Genomic DNA, 25641 nt, shown 5'->3' on the forward strand with positions numbered 1-25641 from the left:
CAACAAAAAAATACGGAAAAGATGAAAAAACATACCGATACGGAGTTCGAAAAAATACTGAACAAGCTCGTCGCTTCCACACGTTCGCCGCGAGGGTGTTTTTCGGCAAAAGAAAGTTATCCGGAACTGGAAAGAAGGCTGAAATCATACACCCGGCGCCTGGTTCTGGCACGCACATTCCCGGCAGCGGCGGCGGTAATCCTGCTTTGCCTGTCGGTATGGGCAACCTATTCATATATGCAGCCTGCCGCTATGCAAACGGTTTCCACCCTGGCGGAAGTACGTACCATCCGTCTCCCGGACGGCAGCACCGTCACTCTCAACCGTTATTCTTCGCTTTCCTATCCGGAAAAGTTCAAATCGGGCCAACGGGAAGTAGAGTTAAACGGAGAGGCGTATTTTGAAGTAAGCAAAGACCCCGGACACCCGTTTGTCGTGTACACCGAAACAGTCGACATCCAAGTGTTGGGAACTCATTTCAATGTGGACGCCTACCCTGCCAACCCGGACGTAAGGACAACATTACTGACAGGTTCGGTGGCAGTCAGCGACAAAAGCAAATCCGGCCGCATGATTTTGAAGCCGAATGAGACTGCCGTATATAATAAGGTGGAAAAGAGACTCACCTGCGAAGTGCCGGAGAATGCGCAAGACGAGATTTCCTGGCGGCAGGGAGAGTTCATATTCGACAATCTGACTCTGCGGGAAGTCGCCCGCGAATTATCCAACTCGTTCGGAACAACGGTTCACATAGCCGATACGTCCTTGCAAAACTACCGGATTACGGCACGGTTCCGCAACGGAGAAGATTTGGAAACCATCCTATCCGTATTGCACGATGCCGGTTATTTCAACTATTCACGAAACAAGAAACAAATTACCATCACTGCTAAACCAGACTAAAATGAATATGATATTCCTATGCCGCCTGCCCGTCAGAGCCCTTATTCTGATGGGAGCGGCGCTCCTTATCTCCACACAAGGATATGCACAGGCCCCGGAAGCCGGACTTTCGCTGAAACAGCGCAACGCCACACTGAAAGAATTTGTCAGGCTGATTGAAAACTCCACCGGATATTCTTTCATCTATGGCGAAGAAATAGCCATCAGGCACAGAATCAACCTGCAAGTAAAGAACAAGCCGTTGCACGAAATACTTGACCTTGTTTTCAAAAACGAGCCGGTCAGTTATCAATTTTCCGGCCGGTACATCCTCCTGCAAAAGAAAAAAGAGCCCCCAACCGGATACCGTAAATTTACCGTCAGCGGACACGTGACCGACGGGACATCTTCCGAAACGCTGATTGGAGCCAATATTGTCGAAAACCGCCAAAAGCAAGGAACCACCACCAACTCTTACGGTTTCTACAGCATCACCCTGCCCGAAGGAGACATCGAGTTACGTTTCTCTTATTTAGGGTACGCCACGGAAACACGCAAGCTCAAACTCTCGCGGGATACTCTGTTAAACATCCGCATGCGGGGAAACACACAATTGCAGGAAGTAGTGATTGTCTCGGACAAAGCCGAGACAGGAACCACAGCCACCCGGATGGGAGCCATTGAAATTCCGATGACGCAAATCAAAAATACCCCAAGCATATTGGGAGAAGCCGACGTGATGAAAGCCATCCAGCTAATGCCCGGCGTACAGGCGGGAATCGACGGTTCGGCGGGATTATACATACGCGGTGGCAGCCCGGACCAGAATCTCATTCTGCTGGACGGGATTCCCGTGTACAACGTAGACCACATGTTCGGCTTCTTCTCGGTCTTCACCCCCGAATCCGTCAAAAAAGTAACGTTGTTCAAAAGTTCTTTTCCGGCCCGTTTCGGCGGACGGCTCTCTTCCGTCATCGACGTACGCACGAATGACGGAGACATGCAAAAATACCACGGCACGTTCAGTATCGGACTACTAACCAGCAAAATCAATCTGGAAGGCCCGATTGTGAAAGGAAAAACCTCTTTCAACATTTCCGCCAGACGTTCGTATGTCGATCTCATCGCCAAGCCATTTATGCCGAATGATGAAGAATATGGTTATTACTTTTATGACATCAATGCCAAAATCAATCATAAATTCTCCGACCGGAGCCGTATCTATCTAAGCGTTTACAATGGAAAAGATCATTTTGCCGCCAATTATGATGGAGATACCGACTCCAAGGATGGAAGCACAATGAATTGGGGAAATACCATTGTTTCCGCCAGATGGAACTATATATTCAACAACCGTCTGTTCAGCAACACAACCGTCTCTTACAACAACTATTTATTCGACGTCAACTCATACAATAACAATAAATATGCTAACAGCATGGGAGCTTCGATAATCAACCGATATTCAGCCGATTATCGTTCGGGAATCAATGACTGGAGCTATCAGATCGATTTCGATTATAACCCGTCTCCCGCACACCACATTAAATTTGGTACAGGATATATCTATCATCGGTTCCGTCCGGAGGTCATGACATCCAAAATCTCCGAGAAAACAGGAGACAAAGTAGATCGCGACACCACTTACCACAGCATCGCCAACAGCCGGATTTACGGGCATGAGCTATCGGCTTATCTGGAAGACAACATCAAGGTGAATGACCGTCTGCGTCTGAATCTCGGATTACACTTCTCCTTGTTTCAGGTACAGAAGCAGAGTTATTCTTCTTTGCAGCCACGAGTTTCCGCCCGTTATCAACTAGGGAAAGACGTAACTCTGAAAGCCTCTTATACACAAATGAGCCAATACGTACATCTGTTATCATCCATGCCAATCGCAATGCCTACGGACTTATGGGTTCCCGTGACTAAAAAAATCAAACCGATGCGCTCTCACCAATATTCATTAGGCGGATACTATACGGGAATCGAGGGATGGGAATTCTCGGTAGAAGGCTATTATAAAGATATGTATAATGTATTGGAGTATAAGGAAGGAGTCAGCTTCTTCGGTTCTTCTGCCGGTTGGGAAAATAAAGTGGAAATGGGCAAGGGACGTTCGGCAGGTATTGAGTTTATGGCACAGAAGACACTTGGAAGAACGACGGGATGGCTGTCCTACACTTTGTCCAAAAGTGATCGTCAGTTTGCTAAAGGCGGTATCAACAACGGTGAACGGTTTCCATATAAATATGACCGAAGACACAATATCAACCTGACAATCAACCATAAGTTCAACGAACGTATCGACATCGGTGCTTCCTGGGTGTTCTATACAGGCGGAACAAGTACAATCCCTGAAGAGAAAACCGCTGTCATCCGTCCTAGCGACAGCACAAACAACGGATTTGGAGGAGGATATGGATATGGAGATTATTTTGATTCAGGCATAACTTCACCCACCATCGGAGAAGCTTCGTATGTGGAGCATCGTAATAATTACCGGTTACCAGCCAGTCACCGGTTGAATGTGGGAGTCAATTTCAACAAAAAGACCAAACATGGTATGCGTACCTGGAATATCAGTCTGTATAATGCATATAATGCGATGAATCCTACCTTCGTATATCGCAGCACCAGCAAAAACGATCCCTACAAACCGATTATCAAGAAGTATACTATACTTCCATTAATTCCATCATTCACTTACACTTATAAATTCTAAACCCATTATGAGAACTCGTATATATTATCCATTTATCCTGTTAATAGCATTACTGACAACAGTATCTTGCGAAAACGAACTCCCGTTTAGTGTAAAGGACAATCCCCCCAAACTAGTGATGAACGCACTAATCAACGCAGATAGTCTGACCAATGTTCTTTACCTCAATTTCACGGGAAGAGGATACGCCACTCATGCAGAAAAAGCCACCGTGGAAGTACGTGTTAACGGACAGTTGTCAGAAAGTTTACGTCCGCTCCCACCCCAGGCGGAAGGAGATATGCAATGCCGCTTCAACATTTCCGGCAAGTTCTCTCCCGGAGATGTAGTACGTATCGACGCTCTCACTGACGACGGGCAGTATCACGCATGGGCTGAAGTTACCGTTCCACAGCGTCCCAACGAAATAACTGATATCGATACGGTCACTGTTCCACTGACACAGTATTATTATACACAGAATTACCTCCGATATAAAATCAACATCAAAGATCGCCCCAACGAAAATAATTTCTATCGACTTATCATGGATAAGCAAATGACAGTGAAAGACTATAATAATGAAATAGGCGAATATGTCACTCAAACCACACACCGTTATCATTTTATATCTCGCGAAGATGTTGTGTTGACGGACGGACAGCCTACCAACAGCGATGACGAAGATAATGGCATGTTCGACACTGTAAAGAATATATATGGGGTGTTTGACGACTCACGATTCAAAAATACATCTTATACCATGACAGTTTACAACCAGACAAATGTTGAGGGGCTTTCCAAATATGGAACGAATGTAAAGATGGATATTATTGTGCGTCTGTTAAGCATTACAGAAACCGAATATTACTATCTGAAAGCACTCAACCTGGCAGATTCCGACGCTTATGATGAGACAATAAACGAACCAATCAAATATCCCGGCAATGTGCACGGAGGGGTCGGGATTGTCGGGATCAGTACGGAGACAAGCAAAATCATTCATATAGAAAAGCCATGGATATGAAAACTCATCACCTACTATTTATACTCATCGCATTACCGCTGTTCTGTTCCTGCCGAAGCAGCCGGAGTATGTTAAGGGAGATACAAGCCTTAAAATCCAGCTTGTATTACGAGCTCACTTCTCCTATCTATCAGGAGAAAGCAGATCAAACCGTATATCTGGACTTCATCGACTACTCCAACATGGATTATTACACCAGCGTGAAACGAAAAAAGTCTGCATATATTCCGCTACTGCTATATAACTATGAGGGTGAGCTTTTCCATCTTCGGTTAGGAGAGTCTTCTCTCACCCAACTCTATCGGGAATTTCTGACGGAGGCACTGCTTACCGAATGTAACAGTAGCACCTGCTGTCATCTGATAGATAATCAGAAAGGAAAAATGATTCCCGATTCCGCCTATCGGCTGGAAGTAAAAATCAGAAAGAATGAGACGTGTGCCAGAATCAAACTCAACCAGTCGAGTGTCCTTTGGTTTGAGGGAGAAATGTTGGAAGTTGTCAATAACAGAATCCGTCCGGCAGTTTCCAGTCTTACCGTTTCCATCCGGCTCACTCAAAAAGAAGATTGCCTGCTTGATAAAACTTACTTTACAGAATACCGTCAAACTGAAAAAACTCAAAAATTCGAAGATTCGCTGTCCGCCAATGCCGCTTGCCTGGATGATATGGCCGAATGTCTGTCAATAGCCACGAAAGAAATCGTGGAAGAGATTAGCCAGGATATACATTTAATACTATCTTTGCAGCCAAAAAGCAGACACTGACTATGTTTATCATTATTGGAATTATGCTGGCAGGCATATTTTTCGGCTACTTGTCACGCAGCAAAAGGCTGTCATGGATACACAAGATAATCACTTTCCTCATATGGATTCTCCTCTTTCTTCTCGGAATAGATGTAGGAGGCAACGAGTCTATTGTCAAAGGTTTGCACACTCTCGGCCTGGAAGCCGCTATCATTACTGTAGCCGCCGTTGCAGGGAGTACGTTATGCGCCTGGGGATTATGGTATCTATTATATAAATGGAATAGAGGAAAGGAGACAAAAGTATGAAAGGCAGTTTGATTATCGTCTCATTTTTCATTATCGGTACTCTTTGCGGGTTTTATCATCTTATCCCATACGATTTCACCGACAGCAAGCTCAGTTATTACGCTCTCTGCGGACTGATGTTCTGCGTAGGTATCAGCATCGGAAACGACCCGAACACGCTAAAAAGTTTTCGTTCGCTGAACCCCCGGCTGGTATTTCTTCCCGTCATGACGATACTCGGCACGTTGGCAGGCTGTGCCGTCGCAGGAGCTTTTATGAGCCAACGAAGCCCCTTGGACTGTATGGCTGTCGGGGCCGGTTTCGGGTATTATTCGCTCTCCAGCATTTTCATCACCGAGTATAAAGGCGCAGAACTGGGGACCATCGCGTTGTTATCCAATATCATGCGTGAAATTATCGCCTTGCTGTGCGCTCCCTTGCTGGTAAAGTATTTCGGCAAACTGGCCCCCATTTCCGTCGGCGGAGCCACAACGATGGACACCACTCTCCCTATCATCACCCGTTGTTCCGGAAAAGAGTTCGTCATCATTTCCATCTTCCACGGTTTTATCGTCGATTTCAGCGTTCCTTTCCTTGTCACATTTCTTTGTTCCATATCATTTTAATAGCAATAAATCCTAAAATAGAGCAATATCAGGTATTCGTTCCCGCACACATATTACAAATACATTTCAAAATCCCGGTTTTTCGTATCAAAAAGCATATACTCTCTTGACCTACATCAAGAAATCACGCTAAACAAAATCTTTTCTCTTTCTTTATTTTTGTGTTATAAAACATATCTCTATATTTGCACAGGTAAAAAGAAAAACTAAGCGCTTAGACTATTTTCAATAGGTATTAGATTTATTTTAAAGGTTTGTTTTTAGGTATAACAATTAAAAAAAGAGGTATTATGAAACGTTTAGGATTAACACTGGCAGCAGTATTCTGTTTGGCTGCCATGACTTTTGCAGCGGGAAACCAGCCTGCAACCGCAAAATGGGAAGGTAATATCAATGTGAATAAATTAGGTAAATATTTAAAATTGAGTTCCGCACAAAGCGAAGAGGTAGCGAATATCTGCGATTACTTCTCATTACAGATGTCGAGAGCTACAACGGCGAAAAAAAATAAAGAAGCCAAATTGCGCAACGCTGTTTACGGCAACCTGAAATTGATGAAGAAGACCCTCAATGCGGAACAATATGCCAAATATGCCGCTTTGATGAATATTACCCTTCAAAACAGAGGTATCGAACTGAATAAGTAAAATGATTGATATGCAAAAGGAAAAAGGGTGCAAGCCATGTTATGGTTTGCACCCTTTGTTTCTATTTCCCCGTTGCATGCGTTCCGTACGGACAACGGCCATGCAATTATTTTATGGTTACCATGGTAGCTCCGAATCCATATTCCTGAAAAGAAGCGTCCTGGTAGCGGCAACTGCTATATTTCCGCCGCAATTCGTCAATAATGGCTTTCCGAAGCACTCCATCCCCTTTGCCATGAATAAAGACAATCTTCTGTTCACGCTTATTTTTATAGTTTCCCATAACTTCCCGGAATTTGTCCAACTGGTAATTCAAAATTTCCCCGTTGTCCATTCCTTTCGTATCGTCCAATAACGAATCGATATGGAGATCGACTTCGATAATTCCATTTTTAACGCTTTGCCCGGATTTCACGATTGGCTGTGATTTAGGCTTATCGACAGCCTTCTTCTGCAACAAGGCGGCCTGGATTTCTTCCGCCGACACATATACCTGCTTCACCGGCACGTCATCTTTCACAATATCGTAAATCAATGCCGGCTCTTCAAAGAAATCCGACTCCCTGAATGTGTGCAACTTATAAAATTTTACGGTATCAATCCGTATTTCGACGCTGACGGCGGGCTTGATTGCCGCCGGCTTATTCTCTTTAAAAGCCACCAGTTGCACTGCCACCCGTTCCATATCGTTCAATGCATCTTTGGTAAATTCCTCCAACAGCAATTTCGTATTGGGTTCCACCAATCCGTGCGAACGGGTCTTCCACGCTTTTCCCTCCGCACTCAGATAAGCATAGTACAGATAATAATTGCTGTCATTTACCAAATAAGCGTCAAAAGGGGTAACCGTCATCGCTTTCACATCTTCGGGCACATAAGCCAGGCAAACATTCAGCGTATCGCCTCCACGCATCTCCGGTTGGCGCTGAACCGCCGGGATTTCCGGTTTCACCAGCTTAACGGGCTCTTCCTCCCGGGATTTCGGTGAAGCCGGTTTCCGCTTCATATTATAATCGTCCGTTTCAACCACCACACACTCGCGTATCGGCATCGGAATATCAAAACCGTCCGCGTCTTCCACCAGAACGAAATCCTTACCTTGGAATCCTGTCACAATCCCACCGCCCACTTCACTGAGGAAGCGCACTTTATCTCCTATTTTCATATCGTATCTCCAATTAAAGTTCAAACTTAAAAACGGATAGCAAAGATAAAGATTTCTATGAAATTAAACGGAAATCCGATTCTAAAAACAAATAACTTGCCCTTATTCCTCTTTTTATTGTAAATTTGCCGTCCGAAACGCCTGGCTTATTATTTGGAAAGCCTTCTATTATAAATAACTGAAAACAATGAAAGAACTCATCAAAGTCATCGCCTTCGACGCGGATGATACCTTATGGAGCAACGAGCCTTTTTTCCAGGAAATAGAAAAACAGTATGTCTTTCTGTTACAATCTTACGATACTCCGGAGAATATCTCGGCTGCATTATTCCAAACGGAAATGAACAATCTGAAATATCTCGGATACGGCGCCAAAGCGTTTACCATCTCAATGATTGAAACGGCATTGCGCGTCAGCAGGCAACAGATTCCGGCAGCAGACATCCGGCACATTGTCGATTTAGGAAAATCATTGCTGGAAATGCCTATCGAACTTCTGCCGGAGGTGAAAGAAACGCTTGAAGAGCTGAAAGCAAAAGGACGGTACAAATTGGTTATCGCAACCAAAGGGGATTTGCTCGACCAGGAAAACAAACTGAAACGTTCGGGACTCGCCGCCTATTTCGACCATATCGAAGTCATGTCCGACAAAACAGAGAAAGAATATCTCCGGATGCTGAATATCCTGCAGATTGCCCCCTCCGAACTCGTCATGGTCGGCAATTCGCTGAAATCGGACATTCAGCCCGTCTTATCATTGGGAGGATACGGAATCCACATTCCTTTCGATGTAATGTGGAAGCACGAAATCGTAGATGCATTCTCCCACAAACGCCTGAAACAAATAAAAAGATTCGGTGAGTTGCTGACTCTGCTTTAACTTTTCCGGCTTTCCCGCTTCCGGCAAATCCGAAACAACGCACCGGGTATCCCGATTCGGAGCAAATTCTACGGAAATCTTATCTGTATGATACGACATCAAATTGTTCTATTTTCTAAATTTGAGACACAAAAGACATCAATAAAATCCTTCTTCCGGTAATCTTTCTGCATAAAATAATGCAAGAATATACGGGTTCCAAGGATTTTTCACATAAACGCCGTTCAAATATGCAACGTAAACAAGATTGCCGGCAATCGTTCCTTTAAAACAAACGGGCGGTACCTTTTAAAGGAACGGACCATTGCCCGGTGAGAAGCCCTTCCTTCCTTTAAAAGGAACGCTTCAAACCGTATTTTAACGGTAAACTTTGAGCTAACAGCCGCCCGTTCCTCTATCACACGCAATCTGTCACTTTACTATCAAATAAGAGGGGAAACAATACACATCATCCCTTTTCAAGGTGAAAACAAAACAAATTCACAGTTAATATTCCCGATTGATTTCTTTTCAAAATCCGCCGGCAGCAATTCCCTGCCATTTTCAAATCATCTCCGGACAGAGCTGCATATACCGGAACGATGCAACCATAAAATATCCTTTTTTTCGCATTATCGCCAAAACCGCACATATTTATCTTTTTCACGGTTCAAAGCGGTTTCATCGACACAGCCGTCCAACCGGAACCATGAATGCTCCACCGACGGCCCTTCTTTCCGAACAGCCTTGTTCCAATTTCCTATCACTTGCCCTTCATGAAGGACAACCGGATAAAAGAGTCCGTTATTGGTAAACGCTTTCGAGTAATGTTCTTTAGGCAAAACGTCCGTCCGGTCTTTATACCCAAGCAGATATTCATCATAAGAAGGGAGGAGGTGCAAACTGCCGGACGTTTTTCCACGGATCCGGCAATCTTCATGGACATACCACTTCTGCCCCTTCCACTCTTCTACAGACAGTTCCGAAGCAATCAGATAAACAGCCTGCCGTGCTTCCGAGACAGGCAATCCCGACCACCAGACAAAATCCTGCAGAACGGCGGGAGCATGACTACGGAAATAGCTTCTCGCCAAACGGGCCAAAGATTCCTCTTTCGTCAATTCCGGCACAGGCGGGACACGTTCTTCCAAAAGGGCATACGTATATTTTCCTTCTATCTCTTCTCCGCTGCATACGATTCCTACCTGCTCCGCACGCGCCAGGAAACGGGTTATATGATGATTGTCCGCTAAAATCCCCGAACGGTTAAAATGTTCGGCAATCTCCTGCCTTGTCAGGCTTTTCTTCCCGCAAAGAATTTTCTCCAACAGATTATGGCTTTTCGTATAGAGTTCTTCAGAAATATCCAACCCGCGGCCTTTTGCAAAAGAATCGTTGGCGGACATGACACGCCGGGCGGAAAGCTTCAACATCCATCGAATATCCTCCGCCGCAACAAGATGCCATGTCGGACGCATCACATGAGTCCGCAAAATCTCACCGTCCCGCAAAGCTTTCTCCACTGTCTGGACCGTCGCGGACTTCAAACGCATTCCCACTGCCCATTTTACCATGGAATAACTCTGCGCCTGCATGGCTCCCATCCAGGAGACAAGTTCTTTCGGCCGAGAGAAAAGAGGACTCGCCAACTGTTGGTTGAGTAAACGGATATTCGGTATTTTCATATTATCGGCAATTCTATACTACCGGACAAATATAGGGCTTATTCACTAGAAACAGCCATAAAAATCAATAAATACATTACTCCAACAAAAAAGTATCCTGTAAATCAGCCTTACTGTTTCCTCCCACCCAAACAGTATAATATCCGGGTTCAGGTTTACGCACCATGTCTATACCGTAAAAGGCCAAATCGCCGGAAGATAAAGTAAACCGGACGACTTTACTTTCGCCGGCTTTTAAACGGACACGCTGAAATCCTTTTAATTCTTTTACCGGACGAATAATGGAACCGACGAGGTCCCTTACATATAGCTGAACAACTTCCGTCCCATCCATATTACTGTTATTTTTCAATGTAACACTCACCGTAAGAGAATCTTTCATTCCTATCTTTTTCTCGGAAAGCACCAGCCCGGAATAATCGAACTTACTATATGACAGCCCATAGCCAAACGGAAATAGCGGTTCTTTTCCCGAATCCAGATAGCATGATACATCTCCTACCGAACTTTGTTTTTCGTCCGATTTATCAAAAAGGGTTCTCACATGCCCGGAAGCAGGACGTCCCGTATTATTATGGTTGTAATACAGAGGGATTTGCCCCACTTCCCTTACGAAAGTGACCGGTAATTTCCCACTAGGATTAGCCCGTCCAAATAACAAATCCAGAATAGCCGGACCTCCCATCGTCCCCGGATGGAAACAATATAACAGTGCATCCACATAAGGCAAATCACGTTCGATTGTCAAAGGACGTCCTGCCATAATAACGGCAACTACCGGTTTACCGGTTTTCTTTACTTCTTTCAATAATTCCGACTGCCGGCCTATCAGATTTATATCAGATAAAGAATGAGCCTCTCCGGAAAGCCTGGACTCTTCTCCCACAAAAACAACCGCGACATCCGCCTTTTCAACCGTTTGTCCAATCTTTTTAAAGTCAGCCGTATCGTTATCCGTAGATTTTCGGAGAACAGGCTCGTAAACATACTGGATGTTCCGATACTCTGCATAATTTTTCAACGCTCTGACCGGAGTTACCGTATGCTCGGGCTCTCCGTCAAAAACCCATGTTCCCAACTGGTCATAAGGCGCATCTGCCATAGGGCCTATAACAGCAATCTTTTGCGTCTCTTTAAGCGGCAGGGTACAAGCGTCATTCTTTAAAAGCACAGCAGATTTCAATGCCGCTTCTTTGGCTGCCTGCAAATGTTTTTCCGAATAAACGACACTCTCGGCAGGCACATCCAAATACCGGTTACCAAATAATCCCAAACGGAATTTCGTTTTCAGGATATGACGTACGGAAGCATCGATATCCGTTATGGAGACTTTTCCCTCTTCAACCAGCCGTTTCAAATGACGAACATACAATTCAGTATTCATCTCCATATCCAGTCCGGCATTAGCAGCCAATCCGGCCGCATCCTTCCCGTCGGCAGCAAATCCGTGGGTTATCATCTCACCCACAGAATTCCAGTCTGAAACGACCAATCCCTCAAAACCCATTTCTTTCCTCAAAACCTGTTTCAAAAGATACGCATTACCGGACGAAGGTATCCCGTCATTATCGTTGAATGAGGTCATAACCGTAAGTACTCCCGCATCTATCGCTTTTTGAAAGGGTACCAGATAGGTGTTTCTCAAAGCATAGGGAGTAATACTGGTGCTATTATAGTCTCTTCCTCCTTCCGCAGCCCCATATCCCACAAAATGTTTTGCACAAGCCGCGATAGAATTCGGAGCCGCCACATCATTCCCCTGAAATCCTTTCACCATGGCTTCTCCCATCAGGGAAGATAAATAAGGGTCTTCTCCCAGACTCTCTGCAATCCTTCCCCAACGAGCATCGCGGGCAATATCAATCATCGGGGCAAAAGTCCATTTAATGCCATGTTCCGAAGCTTCGGCAGCAGCCACACGGGCACCGATTTCCGCCACTGCCGGTTCAAAGGAGGCTGCTTGCCCCAAAGGAATAGGAAAAATAGTCTTATAACCATGAATGACGTCACGCGCAATAATCAACGGAATCTTATGTTTACTCTTTTCTGCGGCCTTTTGCAAAATATTGATTGCCTTGGAATCGGTAACATTTAAAAAAGAACCAATCTCTCCCTTTTCAACCCGCCGAAGCAACCCGTCATTCAAACCATCAAAATTCACCTGGTTCATTTGCCCGATTTTCTCTTCCAATGTCATCCGTTTCAGCAATTCTTCAATCTCTTTCTCATAATCACACTGTTGGGCATACACATCATTACATACTACCGCATATAATGACAGACAGATTAAACCGATAACCCTGAACCTCATTCTTGTATTTTCTCCTTTCGTACGCATATCATTAAAAATTTCATTCTTTTTCCTCCGGTTTATTATGCATTCTAAAATTTTTCGGAGTGTCCTGATACAACTCCTTAAAACATTTTATAAAATAATGGGCCTGGCTAAATCCAGTCATATAAGCAATTTCCGAGATAGAGAGATTGGTTGTTTTAAGCATATTGGCCGCTTTTCTCAGACGTATGTTCCTGATAAACACATTGGGAGTTTCTCCAATCATCAATTTGAATTTACGATGCAGAATCGTTTTACTAAGGTTCATTTCCGCAGCAAATTCATCAATCTTAAAATCTTCATCCATAATATGTTCCTCTATTATTTTTATGGCTTTGTTCAGAAAATCGTTCTTAGGATGAAGTTCCGTATTCTCTTCTTGCGGCGACAGCAAGTCTGAAATAATTTGCTTCCTGCGCTGTTGACGGGTTGCATATACATTTTTCATCTGGTTGATTAGTATATCCGGGTCAAACGGTTTCTTTAAATAAAAATCCGCTCCGGCCTTGTAGCCCAATACCTCGTCCTCCGATGAAGATTTTGCAGACAGCAGAATCACGAATATGTCAGAATACATGGAAGTATTCTTTACTGTCGAACAAAGAGCCAGCCCGTCCATTTCGGGCATCATAACATCTGAAATGACAAGCTCCGGCAAATTATTCTTTATAAACTCTAAAGCCTCTACTCCGTTAGAAGCCACAGCAACATTAAAATGAGCCGACAGCTTCTTTCTTAAATATTCCTGCATCTGTATATTATCTTCCACAAGCAGTACAGTAAAGATATTATTATCTGTTCCTTGTTCCTCCTTATCGGGAATGATTTCTACCTGCCTGGCAGGAAAAGTCACCGTAATCGCAGTTCCCTTCCGAGGTACAGAGTCGATAGTTATATCTCCTCCCATCACTTGCAGAAATTTACGTGTAGTATATAATCCAAGCCCCAGCCCCCGTGAATTATTACTTTCATCTTCCCGATAGAATTTCTCAAAAATCTTGCTCTGATTCTGATATTCAATTCCGATGCCGGTATCTTTTACCTGTATTGAAAAGTATTTTGAAGATTCCGTATAGGACAGAATAATGTCTACCGTACCTCCTTCCCCGGTAAATTTAAGAGCATTGCTAATTAAATTATAAAGAATCCGTTCCAACTTGACCGTATCGATAACGACCGCCAAACTGGAAACTTCCGAATGATAGGACAAAGAGATGCCTCCGGACTTAGCCAGATAATCGAAAGCATTCACTATAATCCGGATAAAAGCGACTAATTCCACAGTTTTTTCTTTCACCTCCCTATCCGTTAATTCCGCACGCTTAAAATCAAGAATCGTACCGAATATATCCGATAGAAAATCCGCATTCTTCGATATGATGTCCAGTTTCTCCTTTTGTTCCTCATTCATGTCTTTATCTCTCAATAAATCGCTGGCAGGAGCCAGAATTAAAGAGAAAGATGTCAACAAATCATGTGATAACCCGGTGAAAAAACTTTCCTTTTCCTGCAACAGCTCTTCTTTTTTCCTTTTTTCCATTTCACGAAGCCGATATGCCTGGCGTCTTTTATAATGATTCTTAATCATAAAAAATAATCCGGCCAATAGCAGTAAGACTGTTATCGCCAAGACAAAATAAAAAAGGTTCGTTTTCCACCACGGAGGAGTAACAGCGATATCCAGGCTCCAAAACGTTTCGTTCCGGGAGTCAAAAGCCATCGCAGTAGGGCGGATTAACAATGTATAATTCCCCGGAGGTAACTGTGAGAAGGTTATAGGTTTCGACAAATCCAGATATTGCCAGTCTTCCGTAAAACCTTTTATCCGATACTGATAACTGTTATGATAATTGTCCCAGCCTATTTCCGTAAATGACAAACTTATCCATTTGCAAAGGTGGGACAAAGTGATAGAACGTGCATATTCGGTAGCCTCATCCAACACCACCTTGCCGTAAACCTTTTGTCCGACCTTCACTACCTGATAATCTACTTGCAATTCAGTCAACAATATTTTTGTATGATTAGGCTGGTTCAGCACTTTTTGCGAATCAATAAACAATAAATTATCAGCTCCTCCAAACACGATGAACGGTTTATTTCCTATCCGGCAACGGGCGGAGGAATATAAGATTTGCGTATTTATCGCTCCAAGATTTATCTCTTTCAGTTCCTTACTATCATCAATGTAGCAGAAGATACGGTTAGAAACCGAAAACCAAAGATTATTTTCCGCATCTGTTATCACATCACGAATAGCTCCTTCCGGCAACATTTCCGTGAAAAAAGGGCTCTCTACCCGGATTTCCCCTGAATAATCCAATTTCCTCAAACCGCCGGAAGTTCCTAACCACAAACATTTGTTCTTATGGTCATCCGCTAGGCTGTAAACCATTTCCGATATATCCCGTTCTATTTTTTGTATTTTTTTAGTCATCGGATTGAACAGGTAAATTCCTTTATGTGAAGAAACCCATATCCGGTTGTCTGCGGTTTCTGCAAATCCCGTTATTTCATCCATTCCAAACGAATCATAATGGATACGTTCCGTAAAGGTTTTATTTGCAGAATCATATTTCATCGAATATAATCCGAATTGTTTAGTCCCAATCCAAAAAATCGAATCGCTGCTCCTGAATACAGAGGTTACTTTCCCGAAATTCTTGTCCACATAGTATGTCCGGAAATGAAGATTATCCACACTGCCTTCATTCAACGGGGCATATTGAATCCCTGTATCATCATTACCTGCAATCAAGAGCTCATCATCCTTGTACAAGGACAATATATATTGATGGAAAAAACTACCCGTATTCTTCATTGATTGAGAATAAAACTTACGGTTTTTGAGATTATACAAATAAAGCCCGTCTCCTTGAGTCCCTAAAAGCAGATGATGATTATCAAATTCCCGTAAAACATAAGCAGCGGCTTTTTTACGGTTAATAGGCGATAAATTGTCTATCCCCCGATGCCTGTCGTCCAAACAGTATAGTCCGGTACCGTAAGTTCCAATCCAAAGTTTATCGTATCTGTCCCGAAAAAAAGATAATATAACAGGAGCATTAATCGGCAACGATTGGGAAGAGACATGGGACTGCCTATCCGCAAGTTTCACTCCGTCTCCCCACGTCCCCAAATAAAGTTTATTATCCGATGAGGGAAAAATCCGATAAATATCACCCGGCTCCTTAGTTACTCCCTTTTTAACCGTCACAGAAAACATTTCATCCCATTCCACTTTGCACAATCCATCCTCCCAAGTAGAGAACCACAAAGCATTTTTCTCACCGGTATCCAGAAATTGAGTAACGGCATAATGGTTTCCGTCAAGCTCAATATCTTTCTTACGCTCTATATCATACAGGAAATAACCATAATAAGTTCCTATCCACAATTTTCCGGCCGGTTTTTCCACAATACTCGAAACTATATTACGCGGATAATGTTTGGCGACTCGATACGACAATTCTCCGGACTCTGTCGGAGTCAACTGGTATAAACCCTCTTCCCAGCTTCCCAGCCAGATATTTTTCCGGGAATCCTCGTAAATGGAAATTACCCGTTGCGGATAATCTTCCACAATCTCACTGATATGGGTAAATTTATTTTTCCGAGGATTAAAGATATCTGCTCCTCCCGTTTTCAGTCCAATCCACAAAAGCCCGTTCGAATCAAACATCAAGGTTTCTATATTGTTCCCTGTCAGGCTATTCCTTGTCGTGTTATCACTCCTATATGTTTTGAATGTTTTTCCGTCAAAACGGTTTAAACCGTCATTGGTTGCTATCCATAAAAAATTCTCATTCTCACAGATAGCAGTCACGTCAATGCCGGATAACCCGTTCATTGTAGTATAATGAATGGATTCCCAGGCAAAAACCAACTGTGGCACAATGACGGCAAATAGTATAAAAACACAACATTTCATATCATTCGGAATAAAAATGAAAGAGAATATAAACCAATCCGGTGCAATATAAGTATCTTTTTTAAATACTGCATAAACGATAAAGTTAATTGCAGCCCAATTTATATTCCAATACCGTTATCGAGTATCCTTTCAATTCAATGCATTTTTCATCCACATCCGTGACCTTTTGCCAAACCGGTGAGCAATCTTCTGGAGAAGTTCCGAAATATTCCCACATTTGCACGAATGAACTTGATTCGTACGGCTTTATTTCGAATTTCACCTTGGATATGCATCCCCGCTTATTGACAGCATATACAAACAACTTGTTCCGGTCCCGGTTTATACTCGAATAAGTAATGACTGAATCACACGACTCGCTTCGTACCATTTGCGTACCGAGAAAGGAATTCCAGATTTTCAAAGCGACTCCCGTCGGATTCATGTTTCCATCTTTATCCAAAGCGTCGTGGTCGGCATTCGAATTTTCATTTCCTATCCAGCGCGTATTCCAGAAGCAGGAAAATTCTATTTGAGGCTCCATCAATAACTGGCCCGTCATGTCAAACGTCACGATAGCATGTCCCATATCATTGGCGCTTTTCCATAATCCCGCCCAATCAATCGTCCCATATTCCGCAACAATCATTTTCCAACGTTTCAGTTGTTCTTCCGTTCCGTATTTATTCATTGCATTCAATGCTGTCCGTGCAGGCCATATCAGACATTTCGCAGAGTCACTGTACGTCCGGTATCCCCTGTCAAAATCAAAAACTCCATAATTACTTACACAAAGCCGGTCTATGTAATCGCCCGCCTTGGTAATTACCGTTTTGAAAAATTCCTCATCATCTCCGTTAGGTATAATCAGAATAGAAGGGTCTACGGCTTTCATCGCTTTAGAAAAGTCTATCACATCCTGCGCATAAATATCCGCAGTAGAATTAATATTATTGTTATTCCAGCTTTCATTGCCAATCATCCAATAACGGACGCCATATTTCTTTTTTATATTGGCATAACGCACCCATTCTACAGCATGATTGATAAGCTCGCTCCGTTTCGCCGGCCGTTTTCCTTTTTCTGCAGGAAGCAGATAACGGTCTGCCGCGACCACGATTACCGGCTCGGCTCCCAACGTATCGCATATTTGCATAAACTCATCAAAATCCAATGGGTCAAATACCAGAGAACCGTCTGCCGCAAACATTCCCGGATAATCGTCCAAACCGATCGTACGACAGACTGCCGGCTGCGATTTATCATAAGGAGGAACACCAAACTGATATAAATCGGATTTTTCACCTCCCGGATAACGCAAATACTTTACCTTCATATCAGACAAGGTTTCCGTAACCGTATGTTCCGGATTCGGGAAACGTCCGCCGTCCATAAAGAAATTCAAATTTATCCCTAACGGATGATTGGATACATCATTTATCACACTATCCGGATAGACGGCTAAAGTGGCAACATCCGGCAATTCGCGACGGCAGGAATGAATTCCTGTTATAAGAACTAATATTAAAAACAATTTACCTGTAGTTTTCATCCTATTTCTCAATTATATCCGATTATCTCCAATACAGGAATTTCTTTCCCTTTTATTACCACTTTCTTATCCTTCACAAACTCAATAAGTTTATCCCAGTTTTCATCTTCCGCATCGTACCACATGTTTTTATCAAACTTACCGTCATATTCTCTGAACCCGCTACCGGTATATTGCAACGGACCTACATACAAATTACCTTTTATAAAGTTATTGGTTGATTGGGTAGCATCAAAAGCCATGTTCGGTTCTTCCGCCCGGATGTAGTTATTTTGAAAATAGGTACTGTCGGCATACCCCCGCCAGTCGTCCGAATGCACAAGACGTTTGTCCATCTGCGGCAGCTCCTTCTCGCATATATAGAATAAATTCTTTTCAATAGTACTGTTCCGGGTGGGGCCGGTAATATGGATTACAGGCGAATAATGTTCTGTCTTTTTCTCACGTACGATATGTTTTCTGATGCCATCATTAATACTGATATTATACTTCACTACCGTACCTGTATTTCCGGCACTCCAATCTTCCGGCCATCCTCCCGAATTACAAAGCAACAAAAAACCTCCTTCATTATTATCGCTTAAATTGAACCGGAACAATGAATTCCTGCAATTATAGTCCGAGTCGAAACCATAACCGTCTGTTTGCGATTTATGCCCGCTCACTATATTATACTGTACCACCGTATTATCGCTGGAAAAGGGCCATATCCCGTCACAAGCTTCTGTAGCCGGCAAGGTCGGAGGACAATTTTTCATTATATTATACTCGACAATCGCCCCGTCACATGCTGTAGGAACAATTCCGTCACCCGGTATGCCATCCAGTACATTATTACGAATAACGACATTCAGATTCGGCAACCACTGTTTCCTAATCCAGTTTCCCCACATAATGATGCCATTGCGCTGCGAATCTTTCAACAGGCAGTTTTGTACCAGCAGACCGTCAAAGAAGGAAGGAATGGAATCCGTCCCGTCATCTCTGAAGTTTCTCAACATCATGGCTTGTCCGCCTCCCGCATCCTCATGTTCATGTCCTTCACCTTTGATAAGCGACCCGTAAACGTCATGAATAAAAAGATTATCAATCGTTATGTTTTCCGCTTTCCCATAATTATAAATTTCGACAAACAGTCCGCTTAAACGAGGACGTATTTTCTTCCCTTTATTGGAAATTTCCAAATCACGGACAACAATATGTTCAGAATTGTAAATATGAACCATTTCCAGTTCTGTTGCATCTCCTTTGATATGAGGCATCGCTTCACCGCCATACTTACCGATAACAACCGGTCTGCCAGCCTCTCCTTTTCCTGAAAAATACAACTTTTCCGTAAATACGCTCCCTGATTTCAGTAAAATACTATCCCCTGCATTAACAGGCAGACTGCTTAACTTACTCAAACTTTTAAACGCCTGTCCGGGACTTGTCCCTGTATTGGCATCATTGCCATTCACCGAATCAAAATAATAATTCGTAGTAGTGGTTTGCCGGGTACATGCCAATAAACCGGGTATTGACAATAACATCAAAGCTTTAAAAATAAATTTCATAATTATCAAAATTGTAGTTTAATCAGTTAATTCATTCCCAATCATCTGTCCTGAAAGAAGAGACCGGCAGCCCTCCTGTACCAAAAAGTTCGGCGGATACATAATCTTTGAATGCATAACGCACGGCCTTCGGTTCTTTTACCAACTTGCTGGATACTACTACCGTCCCTTTTTCTTCGTCAATATAAGCGTCAGCCTTCACAAAGACTTTATTCTCCCCGGCAATCTCGAAAAGAGTCAGTTCTTTCCCATAGCTGGTAAGTCCCATAAACTGTTTAGAGAAATGGATAATTGCTTTATTCTCTTTTACTTCCATTCGTTCATATTCGGGACTCTCACATTCAAAACCGTTCATTCCATAGGTTTTAGCCAAAGCCAAAAGCGCTAAACGCTGCCCTACTTCCTTCTTATGCGGAGAGTGAATCTGAAATTCCGCTCCAATATCCAAGGTCACCGCCATCGCGCTATTGGGAACGAGAGACTGTGTTTTCATTTGCGCCTCCCGTTGATAGGCGGAAATCTCCGGCCACTGAGGAGTAAAAAAATTCCACTCTTTATAATCGTAAGGGGCAATCTGGACAAAATAAAAAGGAAAATCTCCCCGATTCCATTTTACCCTCCAGTCTTTCACCATCGCAGCTACCGAAGGGGCATATCGGGGTACGTTAAAAATATTGGATTCTCCCTGATACCACAACATTCCTTTTATTCCATACCCTTCTACCGGATGTATCATGCCATTATATAAAAGGGTTGCCACATTACCTATCCAGGGGGAAGTTTCATCACTTTCCGGGGGGACCGCAATATCCTTGAATTCCTTACACGCAACTTCCGACATCCAAGCCTCAACATTAGAACCTCCGTAGCTGGCATTGATAATGCCGACCGGCACATCCAACTGCCGGTTCAACAAATCGGCAAAAAACCAGCAAACGGCACTGCACTCGCCTGTGGTAGCCAACGAAGCAACTTCCCATTTAGCATTCTTTATATCATCCAACGGTTTATAAGCAGCCAGTTCAGGAATATTTATAAAGTGAATCTTTTTCCCTTTCGATTGAAGAATCGCTTCCGTCGAACCAATCACCGGCTGGTGTTTATATCCTTTCAACCTCATACTCATGTTTGATTGCCCACTGGCAAGCCAGACTTCACCGATATATACATTCTGCAGTTTTACCGTCTCCGAAGCGCTGACCGTAACCGAGTAAGGCCCGCCGGCGGCGGGAGTCGCTATGCCCAGTTTCCATTTTCCCACTTCATCAGCCACCGCCTCATAAGTTTTATCGTCCCACGAAGTCGTTACGCAGACTTTACTGCCTTTTTTCGCCCATCCCCATATCGGTGTCTGAGTCTGCTGCTGTAACACCATATTATCAGAGAAGACAGCAGCCACTTTTAATTCTTGCGCAGCAGATGAAATATGCATAAACGCAAGCAACAATACAATCCATAAATTCAAGACTCTCATATTTTACTTTTTAATAGACTACATCAAATTCTTTTCATGCCGGCTCCGGTATCCTCCATCTGCATCGCCCCCCAATGCATTCATATCCGCAGGACAAGCATCGCTTGTCGGCAGCCGGAACTCCACCCAGTGTCTTTTCATGCTTAATCCGGCTTTACGGTCCGAATCAATATTTCTTCAGAGGGTAAACCTTTCACCTGTACCTTCAAATGAATGGTTCCAGCCTTTTTCCCCGATTTCAATATGGCAAGGCAACGGCCTCTCCATGCCTTACGATACGTCTTTTTAAAACTCTCCGTACTCATCGGATTTGAATTGGCTACAGCTACCAACGTGCCTTCACCCGATACATCAAAAGTAACCAAATCGTCAGCAACAGGATTGACATTTCCTTCCGCATCGACAAGCGCTACAGATACGTAACTTAAATCCCGGCCATTGGAAAGCAGGATTGATTTATCCGCTGTCAACCGTATACCGGCAGGTTTATCCGCTGTTTTCAATACAGATGCCGTCACTTTTTTGCCATTGATATATCCTTTGGCTTCCAGCACTCCTCTCCGATAAGGCACTTTCCAGCCTAATTTATTTTTAGTGATTACCGTATTTTCCTTACGTCCGAGTGAGTTTCCGTTTAAAAAAAGCTCGATTTCTTCACACTGGGTATATACCCATACCGATAGTTCTTCATTCTCATACCCGTCGAAATTCCAGGAATTGATTTCATCCGGCCAATCCCATACGCTCCAATCTTCTTTTCTCGGATTCAGGGGAAACGAAGGGACAGGAGGAGTCACGCTGATATAAACCATAGGTTCATTATTCCATAAAGTCTCCCTATAATAGGATTGCGGACGCCTTATGCCACACAAATCGATGTCCCCGCAATAAGCCATATACCACGGATAAAAACTTTGTTCCAAATAATACCCATTCCAGCCGATACTCGCCTCTCCCATATAATCAAACGAGGTCCATACAAAATCGCCTATGACCCAGCTATACTTTTCCACGGCTTTCCAATAATCATAAGCCGCACTGGAATACGACTCGGAAGCGTAGATTAACTGCCGGGGATGACGTTGATGTCCAGGTATATATTCCTCAGGAGAATAATTGTAACCGGCAACGTCTAAAGTAGCCAGATATGCATCTTTTTCTTCCGATACGGAATTCACTCCTGCCGTCACAGGCCGCGTATTGTCAATAGAGCGTACATAATCTGCCAGTTTTCCGGACAGCATCGCCATTTCTGCCGTTTCATTACGCTTAATTTCATTCCCGATACTCCACATGATGACAGAAGGATGGTTACGGTCCCGTAAAATCATAGCCTTTAAATCTTTTTTCCATAAAGAATCAAAATGCTTTGAATAGTCTTCTTTAAAATGCCCATATCTCCAAACGTCAAAAGCTTCATCTATAACTAATATGCCTAAACGGTCACAAGCGTCCAGCAATGCCGGTGACGGAGGATTATGCGCCATACGAAGTGCATTAAATCCTGCGGCCTTATGCAATTCTACTTTTCGTTCTTCTGCCCGGTCGAATGCCATCGCTCCTAAAGGCCCGTTATCATGATGGATACAACCTCCCTTTAATTTCAACTCTTTTCCATTCAAAAGAAATCCTTTTTGCGCATCAAACCGTATAGAACGTATTCCGAAAGTCTCTTCCGTACAATCTACCACCTCGTCATTCTGTATCACTTCCGTGACAAGGGAATATAAATCCGGAGAATCTACCGACCATAATAACGGCTGCTTAACTGTTAAACTTTGAGATACTTCTGCCCTATTTCCTTTTTGTATCTCACACTTTTGCTCTCCTTGCACAACAATCTTTTTATCCTTATCCAATATCTTTTGTCTCACAATAACTTTAGAATCCTGTTCCGTATGATTCACTAAAGTCGACGTGACAACGACTTTCGCTTCCTGTTCCGTAACAACCGGGGTAGTAATGGCTATACCATAATTATCTATGTGTAAAGGAAAAGTAGTAACCAGCCATACGTGGCGGTAAATCCCGGAGCCTGAATACCAACGGGAAGTCACAGTCTCCGTTTTCACCTGGACAGCTACCAGATTACTTTCACCGAACTTCACAAATTCTGTTATATCGTATCCAAATGTGGAATATCCGTAATACTGGTTTCCGACATGATGTCCGTTTACCCAAATATCAGAATTCATATAAACACCGTCAAAACGGAGATAGAACCTTTTTCCCATTTGGGATTCATCTATGATAAAATGTTTCCTATACCATCCTATTCCTCCTTTTGTAAAACCGGAAGCTACTCCGTCGACTATCGTGGAATCAAAAGGCGAAGCTGTGTTCGGAATATCTTCAATAGTCCAATCATGGGGCACATCCAGTTTCCTCCATTGCGAATCGTCCAATGTTACCTTTTCCCCATCTTCCACATCACCGTAATGAAACAACCATTGCTCATCAAACGAAACGATACGGGAAGACTTCAAATCTTTGCCACACCCCGCCAATATTGCGGCAAGCAAAAAGAATAATATGATATATTTACATTTCATCTTTATCATTTTAAAGAAAGAATTACTAAGGTTTACTTGTTGGCTGGAGGATGGGCAACAAGTTTTCTTTGTTTGTTTTCACTCATTACACATCCCCCCATTGTCACTTACCGCCCCATTCAACAGCTTGTACTAAAGATTTATTATTGTCAAGCTCACTCTGCGGAATAGGCCATACATGGGATTTGGTCTCACCGATGTAATTATATTCAGAAAGCTTGTCATATTCTCCCCAACGTCTCAAATCGAAATAACGATGTCCCTCAAATGCCAGCTCTACCCGACGTTCATGTTTAATAAGCTCAAGAAGATTTCCCGCATTTTCAATTTCTTCATCCGTCACATGTGCCATTCCGACACTCGCACGTTCACGAATTTGATTGATTAATCCTATTATTTCAGCTTTATTTCCGTTACTGTCCAACATCGCCAATGCTTCGGCACGCATTAAAAGTACATCAGCATAACGTATCACGTAATAATCCTGATTGTCTGAGTTTTTTTCCGTTACCGTATAATCCTGATATTTATTGATATATCCGGTTATACCTCCGTCATCCCCTCTTTTAAAAACGAAATTATATCCCCATCTAGGATCTCTATTCACCGTTTCTTTCAATTCTTCCGGTGAATAAGAAGACTGTGCGACGGGATTTCCGTCTATATCGTAATACTCATCCAACAAATCCTGAGTTACCACAATAGGAGTAAAAAATTCTTCATTATTCCGGGTAGAAAGGAAACCCCTCATTTGATTATCAGTACCATCTGCCGTCGCACTAAATCTTACGGAAAAAATGATTTCTTTACTGGTATTCCCGGCTTCACTGAACAACGTCAGATAATCATCTTCCAATTCATAGTCCAAAGCCATCACTTCTTCGGCAGCTTTGGCAGCCTCTTCCCACTTCTGGTTATACAAACAAATACGACATAATAAAGCCCATGCAGCTCCTTTGGTCGCGCGTCCCCGTTCTTCTTCCGAAACCGTGACCGGAAGAGCATCCGACTCTGCCACCTCTTTTAACTCATCCGTAATAAAATCTACAATATCGGCCTTAGGGCTCACGGGGATATATCCTGTCAATGTAGGTTCTTTGGAAAGGGGCACGTCCCGGAACAAAGATGTCAGATAGTTATAATAAAATGCACGCAAAAATTTAGCTTCTCCCACAATTCTATCCACGTCAGCTTGCTCTATCTTTTCTTCCCCCATCTGAGGAACATAATAAATAACTTCATTGCATCTGGCTATGCCTTTATAGCATACTTTCCAAACAATATCCACCAGCTCAAAAGAAGGAGACTGATTGCCCCAGCTTAAAGCATTTTCCGCCGGTGACCAGAACCACCACCCGCTACTTCCATCCGTAGTTCCGAATCCATCCAATGCCCTCGGATCACAGCTATTATAATAATTATAATACAATCCTTGTTGCTGGAGGACATTATAACAACCTGCCAACATGGCTTCTGCCTCTTCTTTATTATTCCAATATGTATCAACAGAAACAACAGACGGGTTTTCCTGCTCCAGAAAATCGGAACAAGAAGGTAATAAAACGCTTAACCCCAAAATAAATATTGCGAACTGTATTTTTATCCTTTTCATAATGAAATGTTTGGTA

General features: G+C 43.1%; 18 protein-coding genes. 8 read left to right on the forward strand and 10 right to left on the reverse strand.

The genetic code is table 11. The annotated features are described in order from the left end of the window. Nucleotides 1-21: 21 nt before the first annotated feature. The 7 genes from Q5076_RS01745 to Q5076_RS01775 all read left to right on the forward strand — a co-directional run bounded on the left by Q5076_RS01745 (nucleotide 22) and on the right by Q5076_RS01775 (nucleotide 6922). A complete protein-coding gene (locus tag Q5076_RS01745; RefSeq protein WP_303010498.1) occupies nucleotides 22-903 on the forward strand; it encodes a FecR family protein in 882 nt (293 codons plus the stop codon). Between the two features lies 1 nt (nucleotide 904). Beyond that, a complete protein-coding gene (locus tag Q5076_RS01750) occupies nucleotides 905-3607 on the forward strand; it encodes a TonB-dependent receptor (RefSeq protein ID WP_303010499.1) in 2703 nt (900 codons plus the stop codon). Nucleotides 3608-3614: 7 nt separating this feature from the next. Continuing rightward, nucleotides 3615-4613, forward strand: coding sequence for a DUF4249 domain-containing protein (locus Q5076_RS01755; protein WP_032844020.1), 999 nt, complete (start codon nucleotides 3615-3617; stop codon nucleotides 4611-4613). Continuing rightward, nucleotides 4610-5380, forward strand: a complete 771-nt coding sequence (locus tag Q5076_RS01760; protein ID WP_303010500.1) for a hypothetical protein — start codon at nucleotides 4610-4612, stop codon at nucleotides 5378-5380. The genes Q5076_RS01755 and Q5076_RS01760 overlap by 4 nt, the downstream gene beginning before the upstream one ends. A 2-nt stretch (nucleotides 5381-5382) precedes the next feature. Next, nucleotides 5383-5670 (forward strand): LysO family transporter, encoded by a 288-nt coding sequence (locus Q5076_RS01765; RefSeq protein WP_303010501.1) that lies wholly within the window; start codon nucleotides 5383-5385, stop codon nucleotides 5668-5670. Continuing rightward, nucleotides 5667-6275, forward strand: coding sequence for a lysine exporter LysO family protein (locus Q5076_RS01770; RefSeq protein ID WP_303010502.1), 609 nt, complete (start codon nucleotides 5667-5669; stop codon nucleotides 6273-6275). Before Q5076_RS01765 ends, Q5076_RS01770 begins: the two co-directional genes overlap by 4 nt. Nucleotides 6276-6565: 290 nt before the next feature. Beyond that, on the forward strand, nucleotides 6566-6922 hold the full coding sequence (locus tag Q5076_RS01775; RefSeq protein WP_303010503.1) for a hypothetical protein: 357 nt from the start codon (nucleotides 6566-6568) through the stop codon (nucleotides 6920-6922). Between the two features lie 106 nt (nucleotides 6923-7028). Here the strand turns inward: Q5076_RS01775 and Q5076_RS01780 are convergent, their stop codons facing one another. Beyond that, the gene (locus Q5076_RS01780; protein WP_303010504.1) at nucleotides 7029-8087 is read right to left on the reverse strand and encodes a DUF2027 domain-containing protein; all 1059 of its coding nucleotides are present in this window, start codon (nucleotides 8085-8087) and stop codon (nucleotides 7029-7031) included. A 187-nt stretch (nucleotides 8088-8274) separates the two neighbouring features. Between Q5076_RS01780 and Q5076_RS01785 the strand changes: the two genes are divergently transcribed. Continuing rightward, the gene (locus Q5076_RS01785) at nucleotides 8275-8967 is read left to right on the forward strand and encodes an HAD family hydrolase (RefSeq protein ID WP_303010505.1); all 693 of its coding nucleotides are present in this window, start codon (nucleotides 8275-8277) and stop codon (nucleotides 8965-8967) included. Between the two features lie 611 nt (nucleotides 8968-9578). Here the strand turns inward: Q5076_RS01785 and Q5076_RS01790 are convergent. The 9 genes from Q5076_RS01790 to Q5076_RS01830 form a co-directional block, all read right to left on the reverse strand. After that, nucleotides 9579-10631, reverse strand: coding sequence for a winged helix DNA-binding domain-containing protein (locus Q5076_RS01790; RefSeq protein ID WP_303010506.1), 1053 nt, complete (start codon nucleotides 10629-10631; stop codon nucleotides 9579-9581). A 76-nt stretch (nucleotides 10632-10707) separates the two neighbouring features. Next, complete coding sequence (gene bglX, locus Q5076_RS01795; protein ID WP_303010507.1) at nucleotides 10708-12969, reverse strand: beta-glucosidase BglX; 2262 nt, start codon at nucleotides 12967-12969, stop codon at nucleotides 10708-10710. Nucleotides 12970-12982: 13 nt separating this feature from the next. Next, nucleotides 12983-16897 carry a hybrid sensor histidine kinase/response regulator transcription factor gene (locus Q5076_RS01800; protein WP_303010508.1) on the reverse strand — a complete coding sequence of 1305 codons (3915 nt, stop codon included), beginning with the start codon at nucleotides 16895-16897 and terminating at the stop codon, nucleotides 12983-12985. Nucleotides 16898-16982: 85 nt separating this feature from the next. Next, the gene (locus Q5076_RS01805) at nucleotides 16983-18431 is read right to left on the reverse strand and encodes a hypothetical protein (RefSeq protein ID WP_303010509.1); all 1449 of its coding nucleotides are present in this window, start codon (nucleotides 18429-18431) and stop codon (nucleotides 16983-16985) included. Nucleotides 18432-18439: 8 nt separating this feature from the next. Then, complete coding sequence (locus tag Q5076_RS01810) at nucleotides 18440-19987, reverse strand: right-handed parallel beta-helix repeat-containing protein (protein ID WP_303010510.1); 1548 nt, start codon at nucleotides 19985-19987, stop codon at nucleotides 18440-18442. A 31-nt stretch (nucleotides 19988-20018) separates the two neighbouring features. Next, the gene (locus Q5076_RS01815; protein WP_303010511.1) at nucleotides 20019-21461 is read right to left on the reverse strand and encodes a sialate O-acetylesterase; all 1443 of its coding nucleotides are present in this window, start codon (nucleotides 21459-21461) and stop codon (nucleotides 20019-20021) included. A gap of 18 nt (nucleotides 21462-21479) precedes the next feature. After that, nucleotides 21480-21602, reverse strand: coding sequence for a hypothetical protein (locus tag Q5076_RS01820; protein WP_303010512.1), 123 nt, complete (start codon nucleotides 21600-21602; stop codon nucleotides 21480-21482). 2 nt (nucleotides 21603-21604) lie between these two features. After that, on the reverse strand, nucleotides 21605-24013 hold the full coding sequence (locus Q5076_RS01825; RefSeq protein WP_303010513.1) for a sugar-binding domain-containing protein: 2409 nt from the start codon (nucleotides 24011-24013) through the stop codon (nucleotides 21605-21607). A 103-nt stretch (nucleotides 24014-24116) separates the two neighbouring features. Next, nucleotides 24117-25625 carry a RagB/SusD family nutrient uptake outer membrane protein gene (locus tag Q5076_RS01830; protein ID WP_303010514.1) on the reverse strand — a complete coding sequence of 503 codons (1509 nt, stop codon included), beginning with the start codon at nucleotides 25623-25625 and terminating at the stop codon, nucleotides 24117-24119. Nucleotides 25626-25641: the final 16 nt, after the last annotated feature.

It is taken from the genome of uncultured Bacteroides sp. (assembly GCF_958445495.1).
Lineage (GTDB): Bacteria > Bacteroidota > Bacteroidia > Bacteroidales > Bacteroidaceae > Bacteroides.